We start from the raw sequence: 18517 nt of genomic DNA, 5'->3' as shown, positions 1-18517 counted from the left end.
TGCGTCTCCTCTCCGCCCGATCCGGGCCGCCCGGTTCCACCGTAGTCCGCGGCGGTTCCCCCGGGGTGTGGGCGACATCAAGCGTGCCAGTGTCGGTGTCCTTGCGTAGCCTGCACTTCTAGGACTCTTGAGCTGGCGCCCTCGAACGGGGGCGGAGACCGCGGGGAAGACCATGGGCGTGCAGACACGCGTGAACGGCGGCAAGCAGGCGGCGAAAGCCGACACACGGCTGGAATCGGCGCCCCTTGTCGGGCAGCCGCACGACGTCCTCGCCGCCGAGCGCGAGCCCGACAGTCCGGCGGTCGACCTCGCGCTCAGCGGGACCGTGTTCTTCGACATCGTGCTCACCGGTCTGGCCGCCCCGCCCGCCGCGGGGACCGAGGTCGGCGCCGAGGGCATGGGGTCGTGTCCGGGCGGGGTGGCCAACCTCGCGGTCGCGGCGTCCCGGCTGGGCCTGCGCACCTCGGTGGCGGCGGCCTTCGGCGAGGACGTCTACGGCGACTTCGCGTGGGACACGTTGAGTGTGCAGGAGCGCGTGGACCTGGCGGCGTCGCGGCGCATCCCCGACTGGCACTCGCCGTTCACCGTGTCGCTGGCCTACCGCGGCGACCGCAGCATGGTCACTCACGAGCACCCCTCGCCGACGCCGCACCACGAGATGGCCCACGCCCTGCCGCAGGCGCGTGCGGCGTTCGTCGGCCTGGGCATGGACGACGGGGTGCCGCAGTGGGCGCTGGACCAGGCCGCCAAGGGCGCCCGGATCTTCGCCGACGTCGGTTGGGACGACAGCGGGACCTGGAGCGGTGCGGTGCTGGATCAGCTGCGGCGCTGCGACGTCTTCATGCCCAACGCCATCGAGGCGATGTCCTACACCCGCACGGGCAGTCCGGCTTCGGCCCTGTCGGCGCTAGCCGAGTACGTGCCGGTGGCCGTGGTCACCGACGGACCGCGCGGCGCCCTGGCCGTGGACCAGTGCACGGGCGAGAGCGCCGAGGTCGAGGGCCTGGTGCTGGAGACCGTCGACACCACAGGGGCCGGCGACGTCTTCGGCGCCGCATTCGTCGTCGGGACGCTGGCCAACTGGCCGCTGGAGCAGCGGCTGCGCTTCGCGAACCTCTCGGCCGCCCTGTCGCTGCGCCACACCGGCGGTTCGCTGTCGGCGCCCGGCTGGGCCGACATCGCCTCGTGGTGGGGCCAGACCGCGGCGGGCCACAGCGTGGCGGAGCGCAGACTCGCCCGCGACCACCGGTTCCTGGCCGACCTGGTGCCGCTGTCATGGCTGCCGACCGAGCAGCGGCGCGCCAGCGCCACGATCGGTCTGCGCAACTAGGGTCGGCGGCGCGCCGCGGGAGCCGTGGCGGCGGTCCTCAGAGGGCGTCGCAGGGCCAGGTGCCGTCGACGACGGTGCCGTGCCCGGGGCGGCTCTTGTCGAGCCACTCCTGGCGGCTGCGGGCGTAGGCGGCCGCCCATTCGATCTGGCGCCGGTGGAGTGCGGCGAGGTCCATCGCGGCGACGTCGGGGCGGCGCGCGGCGATCTCGCACGCCAGGGCGAGGCAGGCTGCGGCGTCGCCGAGGGCGGTGTGCGCGTCGTTCAGGTCGACGCGGTAGAACTCGCACATGGCGGCGAGGTTGCGCTTGCCGCGCCGGTAGGGATCGGATCCGCGGTCGATGACGAGGGGGTCGACGACGGGGGAGACGGTGTCGGTCCCGAGGCGTTCGCTCATCGGCGCCAGTTCGTGGCGGCGGAGCTCGCCGGCCAGCACCGTCAGGTCGAAGGGGGCGTTGAAGACGGCCAGGCCGCGCCCGGCGATCAGGTGGGCGCAGAGGGCCTCGGCGATCTCGTCCAGCGCCTTGACGGCCGGGACGCCTTCGTCGCGGGCGCGCTCGTTGGTGATGCCGTGGACGGCGATGGCGTCCTCGGGGATCTCGCGGTCGCCGGGGTCGACCAGCCAGGTGCGTTCGGCGCCCGCGGAGTCGACGAAGGCCGCCGAGACGAGGAAGGCCTCGCGGGGATCGCGTGAGGAGGTCTCGCAGTCGTAGCCGGCGAGCGGGCCGGTGTGCCAGCCGATGTGGTCGCCGCGGGACGGGGGCTCGGGACGGGGCTCGTGCTCGGCGCAGTAGGTGCGCCATCGCCCTTCCTGCTTGAGGACGACTCCGGCCTGGGCCGCGACGGGGGTGCCGCAGGAGGTGCATGTTCCCGGATAGCGGTTGCGCATCGTACTCCCCTGCTCTCTTCGCGTCCCGGACATGCTAGCGGCGGGTGCCGACGGTTCCGGCCGGATCGGCGAACCCGGTGTAGGCCGGGAGATCGGGGCGTGCGGCGCCGCGCCGGGCGGCCGCCCGGCGGTGGGGCCGGGTGCGGGCCGCTGAGCGGGGGACTCGTGCCGGCCGCGACATGACCCCCCGGTCTCGGGGGTAGAGAGATCCAACGCGCGGCTCCTCGTGACGGATTCGCGCATGGAGTACCCGGAAGCCGAACGTCGCGGTCGGATCCGGCCGCACGCCGTAGGGAAAAGGGGAGACCATGAGCCTGGACGAAGCGGGACGCCAACTCGAAGCCGCCATCCACGACGCGCGCGTCGCGTTCGACTGCATCGAGCTGGACGATCTGGAGCGGGCGCACACCAACGCCATCACCGCGCGCGCGGCCGTCGACGCCGCTGAGTACGCCATCCGGGTCGAGGCGGAGCGCCGCGAGGGCGAGGGTGAGAAGGAGTCCTCCGGCGGCGGGAGCGCGGAGCCGGGGGCCGCGGGCTCGGCGGACACCTCCGAGGGGCTGCCGGGCTAGCTGGAGGGTCGACGGGCGTCAGCACCGTCGATCTTGTAGCTATCGTGAGGGAAAATCGTTTTAATTCACGATAGCTACAAGATCAACGGGGGGTGCGGGCTGCCCCGAACTCGAACGCATGTACGAGATCGGGTATGCTCGTGGTATGCCTGACCAGCAGTTATCTCCGGACTGGCCGGAGAGCGTGCACCCTCCGGGGTCGGACTCGTTCGAGCAGACGGCCGCCGTCTGGCTGTTCGATCACGTGCCCGCCGACTACCGGCTGCACGGCGTGCTGCGGCGGCATCCGGTGGCGCTGTCGCGGCTGGCGCGCCAGCACGTGGCCTCCTCGCTCGAAGGCGCGCGGCAGGGGTACCGGACCGCGCGGGTCGACCTGCGCGACCACCTGCCCCAGCACGCCGTCGATCAGGTCATGAACGCCTACCGGGAAGAGGGTCTGCGCATGGCGGCCGTGCTGCGCGCGATCGAGGCCGTCGACGAGGCGCTGCGCGCGGCCGCGGGCGGTGCCGAGTAGCCGGGCCGTATCGTCCGTGCCGTGTGCACCGGGCGCACGGCACGCCGGGCTCAGCCGGTGACGCGCACGACCACCGCGCGCTCGCCGCCGGTGTTGATCAACTGGTGGTCGTCGCCCGAGCCCAGGGCTCGGGCGCGGTCGCCGGTGAGCTCCTGCACGGCCTGCATCTCGCGGTCGGGGGCGACCGTGACCATGTGCACGCGGCCGCTCGCCAGGTGCAGGACCGAGGTCCGGCGGGGCTCGGCGGGCACCGCTGCGAACCCGTTGGGCTCCAGTACCAGGATGCTCACGCGCATCCGCCGTGCGGCGGTGCGCCGGACTGAGCGCGGCGCGGGCCCCCAGCGTCCCCTGCGGCGCGGGCGCAGTGCGGGCAGGACCGGCACCGAGGCGGCGGCGCGTGCCGCGGCGGCGAGTCGGCCGATGGTCGGGGCACTGCGAGTCTGCAGGTGCGGGTAGGGGGCGGGCTGCCCGGCGAGCACGATGTCGCCGATGCCCTCCGGCGATACGGTCGGGGCCGCCGGGCGCGGGACCGGCGGCGACCCTTCGTGTCCTATCCGGTTCGCGGGGTGCACGGCGGTGGCCGCTGGGGCGGCGGTCTCGTAGGTCATGGGTGGTGCTGTCCTTCGCGGCGTCGAGCCTTCGGCGCGGTGGCGCCGGGCTGGCGGAACTCGAGGGAGCCGGTCGTCCCGGACGGCGGAAGCCCTGCGGCGGCCGCCGACGCGCGGCGGCGGTCTGCGCCGGGGACCGGCGGAATGCGAACGGAAATGCGGACCGGACGGCGAACGGAGAGGCGACGTCAGGCGAGCGCCTGCGGCGCGACCCGGCTCAGCGGTGGTCGCGGCGGGTTGGACAGCAACACAGGCGGCGCACACCGACCGCACGGCGAGCGCCGGAGCGGGCGCTGCGAGCCATGGAGGATCGATCATTGCGGGTGCGCGGATGCATGCAGCCAAGAAGACCAAGCCCGGCCCCGGGTGTCAAGCGCCCGCTGCCCACCCGGGGGTGTCGTCCGCGTCACGCGCCGTACGGCGCCGGACCCGGTTCCGCCCGCCGGCCCGCCCGGCAGCCGTCCCGGTCGACGGGGAGGCGCGCAGCACCGTCCCCCGCAGTGCCCGGAATTGTGGGATCTGTCCGGACCAATTTTAGGTAAACGCGTTGCGGCGCCGCCTGATTCGGTGATGGCATAAGAGACCGCTGAAGACCGGAACCCGGTGCAGGGTCCGCGGTTCCCGCGCAGGCTCCGGCGCCCGGCGCGGCGAGGCGGGACGAGAACGAGCGCGCCCGCCGGGCGGTCGCGCCGGAGGTGATCGTTGGGGGGCGACGGAGCGGCGCGGCCCGGTAGAAGCGGGCAGTCCTCCGCCGCGCCCGCGGGAAGGTGGGCCCGGATCGCGGTGAGCGCGCTGGTCAGCGCCGCTACCGGAGTGATGGCCGCCGGCTTCTTGGACTGGCGTGCCGGTCTGCTGGTGGCCGGCCTGACCGCCCTCACCTACGTCCTCTCGGGCACGGTCGGGCGGCGCGTGCCGCGCTCCGGAGGGCTGGGCCCCGCGTTGCGCACCCTGCGCGCCCGCGGTTACCGGCTGGTCCCCGACGGCGCCGCGCGCTCTGTGGCGGTCGGTCCCGGAGGCGTGTTCCTGCTGGTGGCCACCAGCAGGTCGGCCTCCTGGCACGGCCCGCGCGGATGGCGCGTCGGCGGTGCCCCGGCGGAGCGGCTCGCCCAGCGCCTGGAGGAGCAGGCCGCCGGCCTGGACGCCGCCGCGGCGGGCGGGCAGGCGCCCCGGGACTCCGCGGCCGCGCCGGGACCCGCTCCCGCGGTCCCGGCCGTGGCGGTCGTCCTGGTCGTCGGGCGGCGGCCGGAGTCGGTCGTGGAGCTGGGACGGGTGCTGCTGGCCCGCCCCCGCCCCGCCGTCCGGCACATCCTCGCCCGCGGCGACGTGCTCTCCGCGGAGCAGGCCGAACACGTCGCCGAGCGGATCGGGCGGTATCTCGACTCGGCATGAGTGGTCGCGATCCGGCCGGGGACCCGACCGCGTGCGCCGCCACGGCGCCCGGCGCCGCACGCTTGGCCGTCCCCGCTCGCAGGTGCCCTCCGCCCCCGCCCCCTTCGGAGGCTTATTCGCTCACCTTGATGTGGGAGGTGTCGCCGTGCACGCCGGCCTCTTCGGCGCGCTTGACCGAGGCGATGACCTCCTGCTCGGCGTCGTGGCGGCCCACCCATGTGGCGCCCTCCACCGACTTTCCGGGCTCCAGGTCCTTGTAGACGCTGAAGAAGTGCTCGACCTCCAGGCGCTCGAACTCGTTGACGTGGTGGATGTCACGCAGGTGCTCCATCCGCGGGTCGGTCGCCGGTACGCACAGCACCTTGTCGTCGCCGCCGGCCTCATCGCGCATGCGGAACATGCCCACCGCACGGCACCGGATCAGGCACCCGGGGAACGTGGGGTGCTTCAGTAGGACGAGCGCGTCGAGCGGGTCGCCGTCCTCGCCGAGCGTGCCCTCGATGAACCCGTAGTCGGCCGGGTAGCTCGTCGACGTGAACAGCATCCTGTCCAGACGGATACGTCCTGTTTCGTGATCCATCTCATATTTATTACGCTCGCCCTTGGGGATCTCGATCGTGACGTCGAATTCCATGCTGTTCTCGGCTTCCTCTACGGCTAGTGTCGCTACAAACAGTCAAAGGTCGTCGCATGCCAACGGAAGGCAGGTCCAGGGTGCGGCAGGTACGGGCCCGAGCGCTGTCAGCGTTGGCCGTCCTCAACATATTCGTGCTGGTGGCGGGTGTTGTCGCGCTCGACATCATCGATTCCCGGCCACCCGCGACGATGCCCTACCCTGTCGCCCTCGCCGAGGACGCGCCCGACGCGGCGCAGCAGGACGCCGCCCAGGTGGATCCGGAGCGGCTCCGGGACAAGCTCGATGATCCCATGTCGGACTCCGGTATCGCCGATGGGCTCTACGCCTACGTGGCCGACGCCGAGACCGGTGAGCGCCTCTACGGGCGCGACGCCGACCACGGGGCCGTCCCCGCCTCCACCACCAAGCTAGTCACCGCTGTCGCCGCACTGCACGCCGCGGGTCCCTCCGAACGGCTGTCGACCGACGTGGTGCGCGACGACAACGGCGGGCTCGTGCTCGTCGGCGGCGGCGACCCCACCCTTACCGCCGACAACGAGTTCGACCACTATCCGCGCCCGGCCAGCCTCGAAGACCTCGCGGCCGAGACCGCCGCCGCGCTGCAGGAGTCCGGCACCGACTCGGTGCGGCTCAGCTACGACGACTCCCTCTACCGCGGCTCCGCCATGGCGCCGGGCTGGAAGCCGGGCTACGTCGACGAGGGCAGCGCTTCCACGGTGCACGCCCTGATGCTCGACGGCGGCCGCGTCGACCGCTACGACCACTACAGCCAGCGCGTCGGGGACCCGCCCGGCGTCACGGCCGACGCCTTCGCCGAGCAACTGGAGGCCGCCGGCGTCGAGGTCTCCGGCGAGCCCGGCCCCGCCGAGGCGCCTGAGGGAGCTGAACCCGTCGCCTCCGTCCTGTCGCCGCCGCTCGCTTCGCTGGTCGAGTGGATGCTGCTGGAGAGCGACAACAACATCGCCGAGGCGCTGTTCCACAAGGTCGGCCTCGCCCGAGGCCACGAGGCCTCCTTCGCGGGCGGCGCCGAGGGCGTGGCCGAGGTGATGCGGGAGCTCGGCGTGCAGAACGTGCACACCGAGGACGGCAGCGGGCTGTCGGTGAACAACGAGATCACCCCCAAGGCGCTGGTCGAGTTGGTGCTGCTGGCGGCGGAGCGGCCGAAGCTGTACCCGGCGCTCGGCGGCCTGCCCACCGGGCACTTCACCGGCACCCTCTCCGACCGCTACTCCTCGGCAAGCGGGTCCCAGTCCGGAGCTGGGCGCATCCGTGCCAAGACCGGCACGCTCAGCGGGGTGAGCACCCTCGCGGGCACCGCCTACGACTCCAACGGCCGGCTGCTGGCGTTCGCGTTCATGGCCAACGACCCCGCCGCGCTGGGCAGCACCCTCGACACCTTCGCCGCCGCCATCGCCGAGTGCGGCTGCCGGTAACCGCTGCGGCACGGCGCGCGGGACCCCGCGCGCCGGTGCCCGCGGCGGCGGCCCTGGAGGCCCTCTCGGGAACTTCCCTGAGGAAACCCGGAAATACCCGCGCCGCACGCCCGTTCGGCGGTTTCGTGGGTACGGTGAAGACGTGAGTTTGATCGACTGGGACGTAGCCGTCAGCACCGGTGTCCGACTCGTCCGGCCCGGTCCGCAGGTGGACCTCGCCGACGCCCGCCAGGCGGTGGCGCAGCTGCGGGAGCTGTCCGTCACCGCGCAGGGCCACGTACGGGAGTTCACCGGTATGGAACCCCTTGAGCCGGCGGGACCGGCGGTCGTGGTGGACCGTCCCGGTTGGATCAAGGCCAACGTCGACGGGTTCCGGGTGGTCCTGGAGCCCATACTCGACCGACTCGGCGGCGAACGCATGAACGAGGGCGGCGCCGCTCAGCTCACCACCGCCGTGGGCTCGCGCGTCACCGGCGTCCAGCTCGGCGCCGTGCTCTCCTACCTGGCCGGCCGGGTGCTGGGCCAGTACGAGCTCTTCCTGCCGCCCGACCCCGACGGCCGGGCGCCCACCGGGCGACTCACCCTCGTCGCCCCCAACATCGTCCACACCGAGCGCGAACTCGACGTGGACCCCCGCGACTTCCGGCTGTGGGTCTGCCTCCACGAAGAGACCCACCGCATGCAGTTCACCTCCTCGCCCTGGCTGCGCGACTACGTGCAGCAGCAGATGCAGGAGATGCTGCTCGCCTCCAACATCGACGCCGGCGACCTGCTGAACCGCCTGCGCTCGGCCGGCGAGGCGGTCGCCGACGCGATCCGCGGCGGCGACGGCAACCTCATCGAGGTGTTCCAGAGCGAGGAGCAGAGCGAGATCATGGACCGCATCACCGCGGTCATGTCGCTGGCCGAGGGCCACGGCGACTACGTGATGGACGCCGTCGGTCCCGAGGTGGTGCCCACGGTCGCCGAGATCCGCCGCCGCTTCCAGCGCCGCCGCGAGGGCGCCAACCGCGTCGACAAGGTCATCCGCCAGCTGCTGGGGATCGACCTGAAGATGAAGCAGTACGAGGAGGGTGCGGCCTTCGTGCGCTCCGTGGTCTCGCAGGTGGGCATGGCCGACTTCAACCGCGTCTGGGAGTCGCCGGAGACCCTGCCGACCATCAAGGAGATCCGCAACCCCGACTCCTGGATCGCCCGCGTCGTGCGGCCCGCCGCACTGCAGCAGGAGTTCGGGGAGAGCCCCGCCGGACCGCCCCCCGGGGGCGGGTCCGCGGACGGCCCGTCGCAGGGGTGAGGCCCGCCGCGGCGGGAGGCCGGCCGTGACCGGCCCGCCGCCGGCCGTCGCCGCGGTCCGCAGTGCCGTCCGCGGCGCGCTGTCGGGGCTTGCCCCGGGCTCGCTGGTGCTGGTGGCCTGCAGCGGCGGCGCCGACTCGCTGGCCCTGGCGGGTGCGACCGCGTTCGCCGCGCCGAGGATGGGGCTGCGCGCCGGCGGGGTCACCGTCGACCACGGGCTCCAGGCCGGCTCCGCCGGGCGGGCCGCCGACGTCGTCGCGGCGATGCGCGGGCTGGGACTGGACCCGGCCGAATGCGTCGCGGTGCGCGTGGGGGGCGAGGGCGGGCCGGAAGGGGCCGCCCGCCGCGCCCGCTACACCGCCCTGGACGAGGCCGCGCGTCGGCTGGGTGCCGCTGCGGTGCTGCTCGGCCACACCCGCGACGACCAGGCCGAAACCGTGCTGCTGCGCCTGGCGCGCGGCTCGGGCGGACGTTCGCTCTCGGGGATGCCTGCGCGCAGCGGGTGCTATCTGCGGCCGCTGCTGGCGGCGCCGCGCGCGCAGGTGCACACCGCCTGCGCGGACATGGGCCTGAAGGCGTGGTCCGACCCGCACAACTGCGACCCCGCCTACGCGCGCTCGCGCGTGCGCACCGACGCGCTGCCCGTCCTGGAGCAGACCCTGGGCCCCGGAATCGCCGAGGCGCTCGCCCGCACCGCCGACCTGCTGCGCGACGACGCCGAGGCGCTGGACGCCTGGACCGGTGCCGCCGAGGAGCAGGTGCGCGAGGGTTCGGGCGCCGACGCGGCACTCGACGTCGCAGCCCTTTCGGAGCTGCCGCGCGCGGTGCGCACCCGTCTGCTCCGGCGGGCCGCCATAGCTGCCGGCGCCCCCGCAGGGGCGCTGTTCGCGGTTCACGTGGCCGAGCTGGACCGGCTGGTCTCCGACTGGCGCGGGCAGGCGCACGTCGACCTTCCCGGCGGGATCCGCGGCGTGCGCCGCGAGGGCCGGATCGCATTCGACCCGGCCACAGGCGGCGGCCACGGCGAATGACCCTCCTGAGCTGCGCCGACACCCGGAACGCGCCGCAATGACCACTCTCACACCGCTCGCCCCGCACCGTCCGCCGGCGGCGCGCGCCCCGCGGACGGGTGCCCGCCGATCACCGGCCCGGCCCGCCCCCGGGTGCCCGGGTCCTGCCCCGTGCCCGCGGCGGGGCACCGGAGCGCGTCGCCCGTCGGCGCCCGTCTATTCTGGGGGCGTTCTGCCAATCCCCACCTGAGCAGCGAGGTCAGCCAAGCGTGGACGCGAAAGACATGGGCGAGGATCTGGAGAAGGTCTTGGTGACCGAGAGCCGGATCAACGCCAGGCTGGGCGAGATGGCCGCCGAGATCGACGCTGACTACGCCGGGAAGGACCTCCTGCTCGTCGGCGTCCTCAAGGGCGCGGTCATGGTCATGGCCGACCTCGCCCGCGCGCTGCACCATCCCTGCGAGATGGACTGGATGGCGGTGTCCTCCTACGGGGCGGGCACGACGTCCTCGGGCGTGGTGCGGATCCTCAAGGACCTGGAGATCGACATCAACGACCGCAACGTCCTGATCGTCGAGGACGTCATCGACTCGGGGCTCACCCTCTCCTGGCTCGTGGGCAACCTGAAGTCGCGCGGACCGGCCTCGGTGGAGATCTGCACGATGGTGCGCAAGCCGCTCGCCTTCGACGTGGAGCTGGACGTGCGCTACGTGGGCTTCGACCTGCCCAACGAGTTCATCGTCGGCTACGGCCTGGACTACGCGGAGAAGTACCGCAACCTCCCCCTGATCGGCACCCTGGCGCCGCACGTCTACCGGAGTTGAGCGCCGTCGGAAGCCCGTCCGCGCGCCCGGGGAGCGGCCGCGGGGGCGCCGGGAGCGGTGTCGGGGGCGGCTGCGACCGGGGCCGGGAACAACACGCCCCTTCCCGCGCGTTGGAGTCATGACGGTTTCCACCGTCCGCGAACGTGGGGGAGCGTGAGTGCACCCGGTGATGAACGGGGTGTACGGTCGATTATCCCGGCGTTGTGGGGAGCTGCGGAAGTCTGCGCGAAGACGCGGGCCGAACGCAGAGCATGAAGGAAAACGTGTCCGATAGGTTCCGCTTCCGGCGGCCACATGGGGCTTCTCGGCCAGGCGGTGCGGGTTTGGCACACGGCGCTTATGCGCCCGCGCCCGGCACCGCCGCCACGCCGACCCCTGCGGTTTTCGGGGCAAGCCGGCTGGTCAGGAGGGACGGACCCAGCGGGGTTCCGGATAGATGAATCTCAAGCGCTTGTACCGCGGGCCGTGGCTCTGGATCGTGGCCATCGGCCTGCTGATTATCGCCGTTTTCCAGTTCACCGGTCTGGGCTCGGGCACCGAGCCGGAGAAGGTCGACTCCTCCAAGGTCTTCGACCTGATCGCCCAGAACAAGGTCGACAACGCCCGGCTGGTCGACAAGGAACAGCGGATCGAGGTGACGACCACCGGCGGCAAGGTCTACGAGGCCTACTGGGTCGCCGGCCAGGGCGACGAGATCGCCCAGCGGCTCGAGAACCTGGAACAGGACGGCGACAACGCCGACGGCAGCGGGAACCTCCAGTCCTACGACATCGAGGTCCCCCAGGACAGCATGTTCGTGTCGCTGCTGTTCAGCTTCCTTCCGCTGATCATCATCATCGCCATCTTCCTGTTCATCATGAATCAGATGCAGGGCGGCGGCGGCCGCGTGATGAACTTCGGCAAGTCAAAGGCCAAGCTGATCACCAAGGACACGCCCAAGAGCACGTTCGCCGACGTTGCGGGAGCCGACGAGGCCATCGAGGAACTGCACGAGATCAAGGACTTCCTGCAGAATCCCTCGAAGTTCCAGTCGATGGGTGCGAAGATCCCCAAGGGCGTGCTGCTCTTCGGTCCTCCCGGCACCGGCAAGACGCTGCTCGCGCGCGCCGTCGCGGGCGAGGCCGGCGTCCCGTTCTACTCCATCTCCGGGTCCGACTTCGTCGAGATGTTCGTCGGTGTCGGCGCCTCCCGGGTGCGCGACCTGTTCGAGCAGGCCAAGGCCAACGCGCCGGCCATCATCTTCGTCGACGAGATCGACGCCGTCGGGCGCCACCGCGGCGCAGGCATGGGCGGCGGCCACGACGAGCGCGAGCAGACGCTGAACCAGATGCTCGTCGAGATGGACGGGTTCGACATCAAGGGCGGGGTCATCCTGATCGCCGCCACGAACCGGCCCGACATCCTCGACCCGGCCCTGCTGCGCCCCGGCCGCTTCGACCGCCAGATCGTCGTGGACCGCCCCGACATGGAGGGCCGCAAGGGCATCCTGGAGGTCCACGCCAAGGGCAAGCCGATGGCCGACGACGTCGACCTCGACGTCATCGCCCGCCGCACCTCCGGCATGACCGGCGCCGACCTGCAGAACGTCGTCAACGAGGGCGCCCTGCTGTCGGCCCGCGCCGGGCACAACCTGATCGACCTGGCCACCCTGGAGGAGGCCATCGACCGGGTTATGGCCGGCCCCGAGCGCAAGACCCGCGTCATGGCCGACGCCGAGAAGAAGGTCATCGCCTACCACGAGGGCGGACACGCCCTGGTCGGCCACGCGCTGCCGCACGCCGACCCGGTGCACAAGATCACCATCCTGCCGCGCGGTCGCGCGCTGGGCTACACCATGTCCGTGCCGATGGAGGACAAGTTCCTCACATCGCGCTCGGAGATGATGGACCAGCTCGCCATGATGCTGGGCGGGCGCGCCGCCGAGGAGATGGTCTTCCACGAGCCCACCACGGGTGCGGCCAACGACATCGACAAGGCCACCAGCCTGGCCCGCAACATGGTCACCGAGTACGGCATGAGCGAGCGGTTGGGTGCGCGCAAGTTCGGCAGCGGCAACTCCGAGCCGTTCCTGGGCCGCGAGATGTCGCACTCGCGCGAGTACTCCGAGGAGATCGCCTCGGTGATCGACGAGGAGGTGCGCCGCCTCATCGAGTCGGCCCACGACGAGGCGTGGGAGATCCTGGTCGACTACCGTGCCGTCCTCGACGACCTGGTGCTGCACCTGCTGGACAAGGAGACCCTGTCCAAGGAGGAGGTCCTGGAGATCTTCGCTCCGGTGGTCAAGCGGCCCTCGCGCGGCTCCTACACCGGCTACGGAAAGCGCCAGCCCTCCGCGCACCCGCCGGTGAAGACGCCCAAGGAGCTGGCGGTGCTGGGCCCGCACGAGCCGGACGAGATGTCCTCGGGCAATGGCCGGGGCGACTACTCCGGCGGTGAGCCGTGGAGCGAGTCCGACCGCGGCGGCGAGTCCGCTGAGGGCGGCGTCAACGGCAGCGGGCGGCAGTCGGGCGAGCCCCAGGACGGCAGCGGGGACCAGGTGTGAGTGCCGAAGGCACTGAGCCTGAGCCGCCTGAGACCGACATTCCGCTGGTCGTGCCGGAGCGGCACGCCGTTGACCACGCACGCATCGAGAAAGCGGTCCGGGAGATCCTCGTCGCCATCGGCGAGGATCCCGACCGCGAGGGGCTGCGCGAGACACCCGCCCGGGTGGCGCGCGCCTACGAAGAGCAGTTCGCCGGATTGGGGCAGCGGCCCGAGGACGTGCTGACCACGGTGTTCGAGGCGGGCCACGAAGAGATGGTGCTGGTCCGCGACATCGAGCTGTACTCGACGTGCGAGCACCACCTGGTGCCCTTCTACGGCAGCGCGCACGTGGGCTACATCCCCAACAGCAAGGGCCAGATCACCGGGTTGTCCAAGATCGCCCGGCTCGTGGACGTCTACGCGCGCCGCCCGCAGGTGCAGGAGCGGCTGACCACCCAGGTCGCCGACGGAATGATGGCCCAACTGGAGCCGCGGGGCGTGATCGTCGTGATCGAGGCCGAGCATCTGTGCATGACGATGCGCGGGGTGCGCAAACCCGGGGCCAAGACCGTGACGTCGGCGGTGCGTGGCGACTTCCGCAACCGCGACCGCACCCGCGCCGAGGCCATGAGCCTGATCCTCGGGCACCACTGAGCTCCGCGGGCGCCGCTCGGCACCTGATCACCGGTCCCGCGGCCCCCAACCCCCGTTGATCTTGTAGCTATCGTGATGGCAATCGATTTCCAGTGACGATAGCTACAAGATCAACGGTGATCTCTAAGGCCCGCGGGTCGCAGCGGAAGCCGGGGGTCTCGTAGGCTGATCGCACGATCCCCGTCAGCCGCGGCGGCCCACATACGGGAGGGGAAGAGAAGATCACGGCTATCGAAGCGAACGGGTCCGAGCAGTGGGAGTGCACCGGAGCCGGTTCTGCCCCGCTACCTTCGGGCCGGGACCTCCCCGGGCTTCCGGTCCGGCGGAGATGCCTGGTCATGGGCGTGGTGAACGTGACCCCCGACTCCTTCTCCGACGGAGGGCGCTGGTTCGACACGGCGAAGGCCGTCGAGCACGGCGTCCGCCTCGCCGAGGAGGGTGCCGACATCGTCGACGTCGGCGGCGAGTCCACCCGGCCGGGCGCCCAGCGCGTCTCCCGCGACGAGGAGCTGCGGCGTATCGGTCCGGTCGTGCGCGAACTGGCGCGGCAGGGCATCGCCGTCAGCGTCGACACCATGCGCGCCGAGGTCGCCGCCCACGCAGTGGAGGCAGGGGCGCGGCTGGTCAACGACGTGAGCGGCGGTCTCGCCGATCCCGCCATGTCCCGGCTGGTCGCCAAGACCGGCGTCGCCTACGTGCTGATGCACTGGCGCGGACACAGCCACCGGATGCAGGACCGCGCCCGCTACGGCGACGTGGTCCAAGAGGTCCACGACGAGCTTCGCGACCGCATGTCGGCCATGGCCGACGACGGGGTCGACCCCGGCCAGATCGTCCTCGACCCCGGACTGGGGTTCTCCAAGCTGCCCGACCGCGCCCACAACTGGGCGCTGCTCGCCCATCTCGACCGATTCAACGACTTGGGGCGTCCACTCTTGATCGCAGGCTCCCGCAAGCGCTTCCTGGGCCGACTGCTCAGCGACGCAGACGGCAACGCGCGCGACTTCACCGAATGCGACGACGCGACGATCGCGCTGACCACGCTCTCCGCCGGACAGGGAGCGTGGTGCGTGCGCGTACACGACGTGCGGCCCAACGCCGACGCGGTGCGAGTCGCCGCGGCGTGGCGCACCGGCGGTGCGCTCCTGGACGAAGGGCGCGGCGACCTCATCGGCCGGAGCGGCGTGTGAAGTCCCGCCAGGAGGTGATGGAGCGCGTCGCCGAGGCCAACGCGCAGTTCTACGGCGCCATCGAGAACGGCGACATCGACCTGATGCGCCGCGTGTGGGCCGAGGAGGACGAGGCGCCCGACCTCGTCTGCGTCAACCCGGGCTGGCCGCTGCTGCGCGGCCGCGCCGAGATCATGCGCGCTTGGGCGCTCATCATGGCGAACGTGCCCTACATCCAGTACGTGCTCACCGAGACCCACATCGGCGTCAGCGGCGAGGTGGCCATGGTCACCTGCGAAGAGAACGTGCTCACCGCCGAGGACGACACCCCGGGCTTCGTCGCGGGCGGACAGGTCGTGACCACCAACATGTTCGTGCGGACCCCGGAGGGCTGGCGGCTGTGGTCGCACCATGCCTCCCCGGTCCTCCTGGACGAGAGCGACGAGGACGGCGAGCAGGACGGGGACGTCGTGTGAGCGAGGAGCTGGACCGCATCCGGTTGAGCGGTCTGCGCGCCCGCGGCTTCCACGGAGTGCTGGAGCACGAGCGCCGCGAGGGCCAGGACTTCGTGGTGGACGTCGATCTGGGCGTGGACCTGGCCGAGGCGGGACGCAGCGACGCCCTCGCCGACACCGTGCACTACGGTGAGCTGGCCGAGGCCTTGGTGGCTGCCGTGCGGGGCGAGCCGCTCGACCTGATCGAGGCGCTGGCCGAGCGGCTGGCGCGGGTGTGCCTGGCCGAGCCGAGGGTGTGCCGCGCCGAGGTGACCGTGCACAAGCCGCAGGCGCCCGTGCCGCACGCCTTCGACGACGTGTCGGTCACGATCGTGCGCAGGCGTGAGACGGGATCGGGCACCGACGCGCGAGGACGAGGGTGAGCGGATGAGCCGGGCGGATCCGTCGGCAGCTGTGGCGCCGGTGACGGGGCGCCGTGCGCGGTTCGCAGCGGGCCGAGGGGGTGGACGATGAGCGGCCTGGTGCCGCCGCGCCGGGTGGTGCTGTCCCTGGGCAGCAACGTGGGCGACCGGATGGCCGCCCTTCAGAGTGCTGTGGACGCACTGTTCGACGCGCCGGGCCTGGAGCCGGTTGCGCTGTCGCCGGTGTACGAGACCGCCCCGGTGGGCGGCCCGGAGCAGGGGCCGTTCCTCAACGCCGTCGTCACCGCCGATACCCGAATGCCCGCCGACGTGCTGCTGGAGCGCGCACAGTCGGTCGAGGAGGCGCTGGGCCGCGTGCGCGACGTGCGGTGGGGCCCGCGGACCCTGGACGTCGACATCATCTCGGTGGGCGGCGAGCGCAGCGAGGATCCGCGCCTCACGCTTCCCCACCCGCGCGCCCACGAGCGGGCGTTCGTGCTGCGGCCCTGGGCCGACGTCGACCCCGGAGCCGAGATCGCCGGCCGCGGAGCGGTGCTCGACCTGCTCACAGTCGTCGACAGCCAGGAGCTGGACCGGCGCGACGACCTGGAACTGCAGGTGTGAGCGCCGCCGAGCGGGTGCGCGGAGGCCGGCGTCATCGGCGATCAGGGCCAACGGGGTCTTTGAGGTTGTGAGGACTGTGTACGACGACAATGAGGACGGGTCCGAGGACTTGCCCGGCGGCGGTGGTTCCGGCGACGGGGGCGGCGACGGCCAGGGCCGCATCCGGCCGACGGGCTGGCGGGCGCCGCTGGCGGTCGCGGTCGCCTCGGCTGTGGCGGCCTTCCTGGTGATCGAAGAGGTCTACGGCGCGATCCCGTTGCTGCCGTGGAGCGCCATCCCCACGCTGCTGCTGCTCGCCGCCGCGGAGACCATCACCGCGGTGCATACCCGGCGGCGGATCCGCCGGGTGCCGGGAACCGAGCCGATCGATCCGCTGAGCACCGCCCGGCTGGTGGCTCTGGCGAAGGCGAGCGCGGTGTTCGCGTCGATCGCCGTGGGCGCATTCGCCGGGATGCTGGTCTCCCTGGTCGACCGCCTCGCCGCGGTCGACGTCCGCACCGACGCCCTGACGGCCGGCGGCACCCTCCTGTCGGCCGCGGTCCTCCTCGCGGCGGCGCTGTTCCTGGAGTACGCCTGCCGCGTCCCGGACGACCCGGCGGGGCAGGAGTCCTCCTAGACCCGGCACAGCATCGCCGGTCTTGTAGCCATCGGGAAGGAAGCGGTTTCCATTTGCGATGGCTGCAGATCGACGGGCTTCGGGCGCCGTAGGGCCGGCGAGAGCGGTCGGAGCGCGGCACGCCGGAAACCGACGCGTGGCGGTGTTGTCGGGCGGTTCGTCCTGCCCTGTGCGCGGCGCCGCCGCGGAGTGGCATCGGGATGATTGACTGGAATCGTGGACTTTGCCGCGTCTGAGCCAGTCTCCGAGCAAACCGCCTCCAGCCCGCGGGACGACAGCGGGCCGCCGACCGAACAGGACGTGTCCGCGACCGCCCGGCCGAACGGCCGCGAGGCGCGCGCCTCGCGCGTCGAGGCCGCCTTCGCCGCGCCGGAGGGCGGTTCCTGGACCCGTGTATCGACGTCCCTGACCTGGTACCGCAGGTCGGTGATGCTCGCGGTGCTCGTCCCGGTCCTGCTGCTGGGCGGGGCGGCGCTGTGGGTCGTCGGGTGGGTGTGGGTGCTCGTCTGGGCCGTCCTCGCGGCCGCCGGCGGCGCCGTGGGGTGGTGGGCCGCCCGCGCTGTCCGCGCCACCTGGGGCTACGCCGAGGGAGAGACCGACCTGTACCTGACCTACGGGCTGCTCACACGCCAGCTGGTGGTGATTCCGTACGGGCGCATGCAGGTCGTCGACGTCACCTCCGACCTGCTGGAACAGACGCTGGGCATGGCCACGGTTCAGGTGCGCACGGCGGCGACGACCGCCGACTCCCGCATCCCGGGCCTGCGCCTGGACGACGCCGTGCAGCTGCGCGACCGCCTGGCCGCGCGCAGCGAGACCTTCTCGACGGGGCTGTGATCCGTGAGCGACGCCGACCACTCCGCGTCCGGTCCGCCCGCCGGCGGCAGGTCCGCCGGCGGGCGCGGCCGCCCCGACCCCGATGGCCGGGTGGCTCGCCCCCAACCGCCCGATTCCGCTGATCCGGTGCGCCCCGCCGCCGAGTGGTTCGGCCCCGAGCCCGCCGAACCGGGAGACGATCCGGACACCGCCGAGGGAGCTGGCGAAGCCGGGGCGCCTTCGGAAGCCGGAGAAGACGAGCTAGGTTCGCGGGACGGCGGCGCGGCCGGTGCGGAGGCCGAGGCCGATGGCGAGGGCGGATCCGCCGCCGAGTCCAGTGGCGGTGACCGATCGGGTGCGGGCGGCCGTGGTGGCGGGTCGGCGGTCCCGGCCGAAGGCTGGTTCGTCGCCGAACCTGCGCAGGCCGGCCCGGGACGCGACCGCGCCGAACCGAGGAGCGGTGGCGGCGCGCCGAAGCCCGAGCCTTCGGATGGCGCGGGAGCAGGCGGCGAAGGTGCGGCTTCCTCCGGCGCCGAGGCGCAATCAAAGGCGGACGAACCCCGAAACACCGAACTGGGATCCGATCACAGCACCGACCGGCACGGCTCCGTCCGCCCGCGGCCGGCGGAGCCTGCCGGCGGCGGTGACCGCGCCGAAGCGGGGCCGGCCGACCCGGCGGGCCGGGACGAGCCCGACGGTTTCGGCGGGGTGCCACCTGGAAGTGCGCTCGAACCGGGGGTGCCCTCGGGGATCGGCGTGCCGG

At 72.5% G+C, this 18517-nt stretch carries 19 protein-coding genes; 16 read left to right on the top strand and 3 right to left on the bottom strand.

What is annotated here, in order from left to right; all coding sequences use genetic code 11:
• Window positions 1–172 precede the first annotated feature (172 nt).
• Window positions 173–1330 (top strand): carbohydrate kinase family protein, encoded by a 1158-nt coding sequence (locus RM446_RS00495; RefSeq protein WP_311543006.1) that lies wholly within the window; start codon window positions 173–175, stop codon window positions 1328–1330.
• A gap of 37 nt (window positions 1331–1367) precedes the next feature.
• Here RM446_RS00495 and RM446_RS00490 read toward each other — a convergent pair whose 3' ends face one another.
• Complete coding sequence (locus RM446_RS00490; RefSeq protein WP_311543005.1) at window positions 1368–2216, bottom strand: exonuclease domain-containing protein; 849 nt, start codon at window positions 2214–2216, stop codon at window positions 1368–1370.
• A gap of 308 nt (window positions 2217–2524) precedes the next feature.
• Here RM446_RS00490 and RM446_RS00485 point away from each other — a divergent pair, with 308 nt between their 5' ends.
• The gene (locus RM446_RS00485; protein WP_311543004.1) at window positions 2525–2788 is read left to right on the top strand and encodes a hypothetical protein; all 264 of its coding nucleotides are present in this window, start codon (window positions 2525–2527) and stop codon (window positions 2786–2788) included.
• Between the two features lie 145 nt (window positions 2789–2933).
• Complete coding sequence (locus RM446_RS00480) at window positions 2934–3302, top strand: hypothetical protein (RefSeq protein WP_311543003.1); 369 nt, start codon at window positions 2934–2936, stop codon at window positions 3300–3302.
• A gap of 50 nt (window positions 3303–3352) precedes the next feature.
• Here RM446_RS00480 and RM446_RS00475 read toward each other — a convergent pair whose 3' ends face one another.
• Window positions 3353–3910 (bottom strand): hypothetical protein, encoded by a 558-nt coding sequence (locus RM446_RS00475; protein ID WP_311543002.1) that lies wholly within the window; start codon window positions 3908–3910, stop codon window positions 3353–3355.
• A gap of 783 nt (window positions 3911–4693) precedes the next feature.
• Between RM446_RS00475 and RM446_RS00470 the strand changes: the two genes are divergently transcribed.
• On the top strand, window positions 4694–5299 hold the full coding sequence (locus RM446_RS00470; RefSeq protein WP_311543001.1) for a hypothetical protein: 606 nt from the start codon (window positions 4694–4696) through the stop codon (window positions 5297–5299).
• Between the two features lie 112 nt (window positions 5300–5411).
• On the opposite strand, the gene RM446_RS00465 is transcribed toward RM446_RS00470, so the two are convergent.
• Window positions 5412–5933, bottom strand: coding sequence for an inorganic diphosphatase (locus RM446_RS00465; protein WP_311543000.1), 522 nt, complete (start codon window positions 5931–5933; stop codon window positions 5412–5414).
• 140 nt (window positions 5934–6073) lie between these two features.
• Between RM446_RS00465 and dacB the strand changes: the two genes are divergently transcribed.
• From dacB to RM446_RS00405, 12 genes are all read left to right on the top strand, one after another.
• On the top strand, window positions 6074–7369 hold the full coding sequence (gene dacB, locus RM446_RS00460; RefSeq protein WP_311542999.1) for a D-alanyl-D-alanine carboxypeptidase/D-alanyl-D-alanine endopeptidase: 1296 nt from the start codon (window positions 6074–6076) through the stop codon (window positions 7367–7369).
• Between the two features lie 148 nt (window positions 7370–7517).
• Window positions 7518–8663 carry a zinc-dependent metalloprotease gene (locus tag RM446_RS00455; RefSeq protein ID WP_311543272.1) on the top strand — a complete coding sequence of 382 codons (1146 nt, stop codon included), beginning with the start codon at window positions 7518–7520 and terminating at the stop codon, window positions 8661–8663.
• Between the two features lie 25 nt (window positions 8664–8688).
• Complete coding sequence (gene tilS, locus RM446_RS00450) at window positions 8689–9693, top strand: tRNA lysidine(34) synthetase TilS (RefSeq protein ID WP_311542998.1); 1005 nt, start codon at window positions 8689–8691, stop codon at window positions 9691–9693.
• Window positions 9694–9941: 248 nt separating this feature from the next.
• On the top strand, window positions 9942–10496 hold the full coding sequence (gene hpt / locus RM446_RS00445) for a hypoxanthine phosphoribosyltransferase (RefSeq protein ID WP_311542996.1): 555 nt from the start codon (window positions 9942–9944) through the stop codon (window positions 10494–10496).
• Window positions 10497–10932: 436 nt separating this feature from the next.
• Entirely contained in the window at window positions 10933–13038 is a 2106-nt protein-coding gene (ftsH, locus tag RM446_RS00440; protein WP_311542995.1) for an ATP-dependent zinc metalloprotease FtsH, read from the top strand.
• A gap of 38 nt (window positions 13039–13076) precedes the next feature.
• A complete protein-coding gene (gene folE, locus RM446_RS00435; protein WP_311543271.1) occupies window positions 13077–13673 on the top strand; it encodes a GTP cyclohydrolase I FolE in 597 nt (198 codons plus the stop codon).
• Between the two features lie 338 nt (window positions 13674–14011).
• Entirely contained in the window at window positions 14012–14863 is an 852-nt protein-coding gene (gene folP, locus RM446_RS00430; RefSeq protein WP_311542994.1) for a dihydropteroate synthase, read from the top strand.
• Complete coding sequence (locus RM446_RS00425) at window positions 14860–15318, top strand: nuclear transport factor 2 family protein (protein WP_311542992.1); 459 nt, start codon at window positions 14860–14862, stop codon at window positions 15316–15318. The genes folP and RM446_RS00425 overlap by 4 nt, the downstream gene beginning before the upstream one ends.
• Complete coding sequence (gene folB / locus RM446_RS00420; RefSeq protein ID WP_311542990.1) at window positions 15315–15719, top strand: dihydroneopterin aldolase; 405 nt, start codon at window positions 15315–15317, stop codon at window positions 15717–15719. The genes RM446_RS00425 and folB overlap by 4 nt, the downstream gene beginning before the upstream one ends.
• An 87-nt stretch (window positions 15720–15806) precedes the next feature.
• Entirely contained in the window at window positions 15807–16322 is a 516-nt protein-coding gene (gene folK, locus RM446_RS00415) for a 2-amino-4-hydroxy-6-hydroxymethyldihydropteridine diphosphokinase (protein ID WP_311542989.1), read from the top strand.
• A gap of 109 nt (window positions 16323–16431) precedes the next feature.
• The gene (locus tag RM446_RS00410; RefSeq protein ID WP_311543270.1) at window positions 16432–16938 is read left to right on the top strand and encodes a DUF3180 domain-containing protein; all 507 of its coding nucleotides are present in this window, start codon (window positions 16432–16434) and stop codon (window positions 16936–16938) included.
• Window positions 16939–17367: 429 nt separating this feature from the next.
• Window positions 17368–17775, top strand: a complete 408-nt coding sequence (locus RM446_RS00405; RefSeq protein ID WP_311543269.1) for a PH domain-containing protein — start codon at window positions 17368–17370, stop codon at window positions 17773–17775.
• The last annotated feature ends 742 nt before the right edge of the window (window positions 17776–18517 follow it).

The organism is Streptomonospora wellingtoniae (assembly GCF_031845375.1).
GTDB classification, from domain to species: domain Bacteria; phylum Actinomycetota; class Actinomycetes; order Streptosporangiales; family Streptosporangiaceae; genus Streptomonospora; species Streptomonospora wellingtoniae.
This window is presented reverse-complemented; position numbering and strand designations above follow the sequence as displayed.

Coding starts and splice junctions, on each gene's coding strand:
- RM446_RS00495 (WP_311543006.1), top strand. CDS start 173: ATGGGCGTGCAGACACGCGTGAACGGCGGCAAGCAGGCGGCGAAAGCC.
- RM446_RS00490 (WP_311543005.1), bottom strand. CDS start 2,216: ATGCGCAACCGCTATCCGGGAACATGCACCTCCTGCGGCACCCCCGTC.
- RM446_RS00485 (WP_311543004.1), top strand. CDS start 2,525: ATGAGCCTGGACGAAGCGGGACGCCAACTCGAAGCCGCCATCCACGAC.
- RM446_RS00480 (WP_311543003.1), top strand. CDS start 2,934: ATGCCTGACCAGCAGTTATCTCCGGACTGGCCGGAGAGCGTGCACCCT.
- RM446_RS00475 (WP_311543002.1), bottom strand. CDS start 3,910: ATGACCTACGAGACCGCCGCCCCAGCGGCCACCGCCGTGCACCCCGCG.
- RM446_RS00465 (WP_311543000.1), bottom strand. CDS start 5,933: ATGGAATTCGACGTCACGATCGAGATCCCCAAGGGCGAGCGTAATAAA.
- ftsH (WP_311542995.1), top strand. CDS start 10,933: ATGAATCTCAAGCGCTTGTACCGCGGGCCGTGGCTCTGGATCGTGGCC.
- folP (WP_311542994.1), top strand. CDS start 14,012: ATGGGCGTGGTGAACGTGACCCCCGACTCCTTCTCCGACGGAGGGCGC.
- folK (WP_311542989.1), top strand. CDS start 15,807: ATGAGCGGCCTGGTGCCGCCGCGCCGGGTGGTGCTGTCCCTGGGCAGC.
- RM446_RS00405 (WP_311543269.1), top strand. CDS start 17,368: ATGCTCGCGGTGCTCGTCCCGGTCCTGCTGCTGGGCGGGGCGGCGCTG.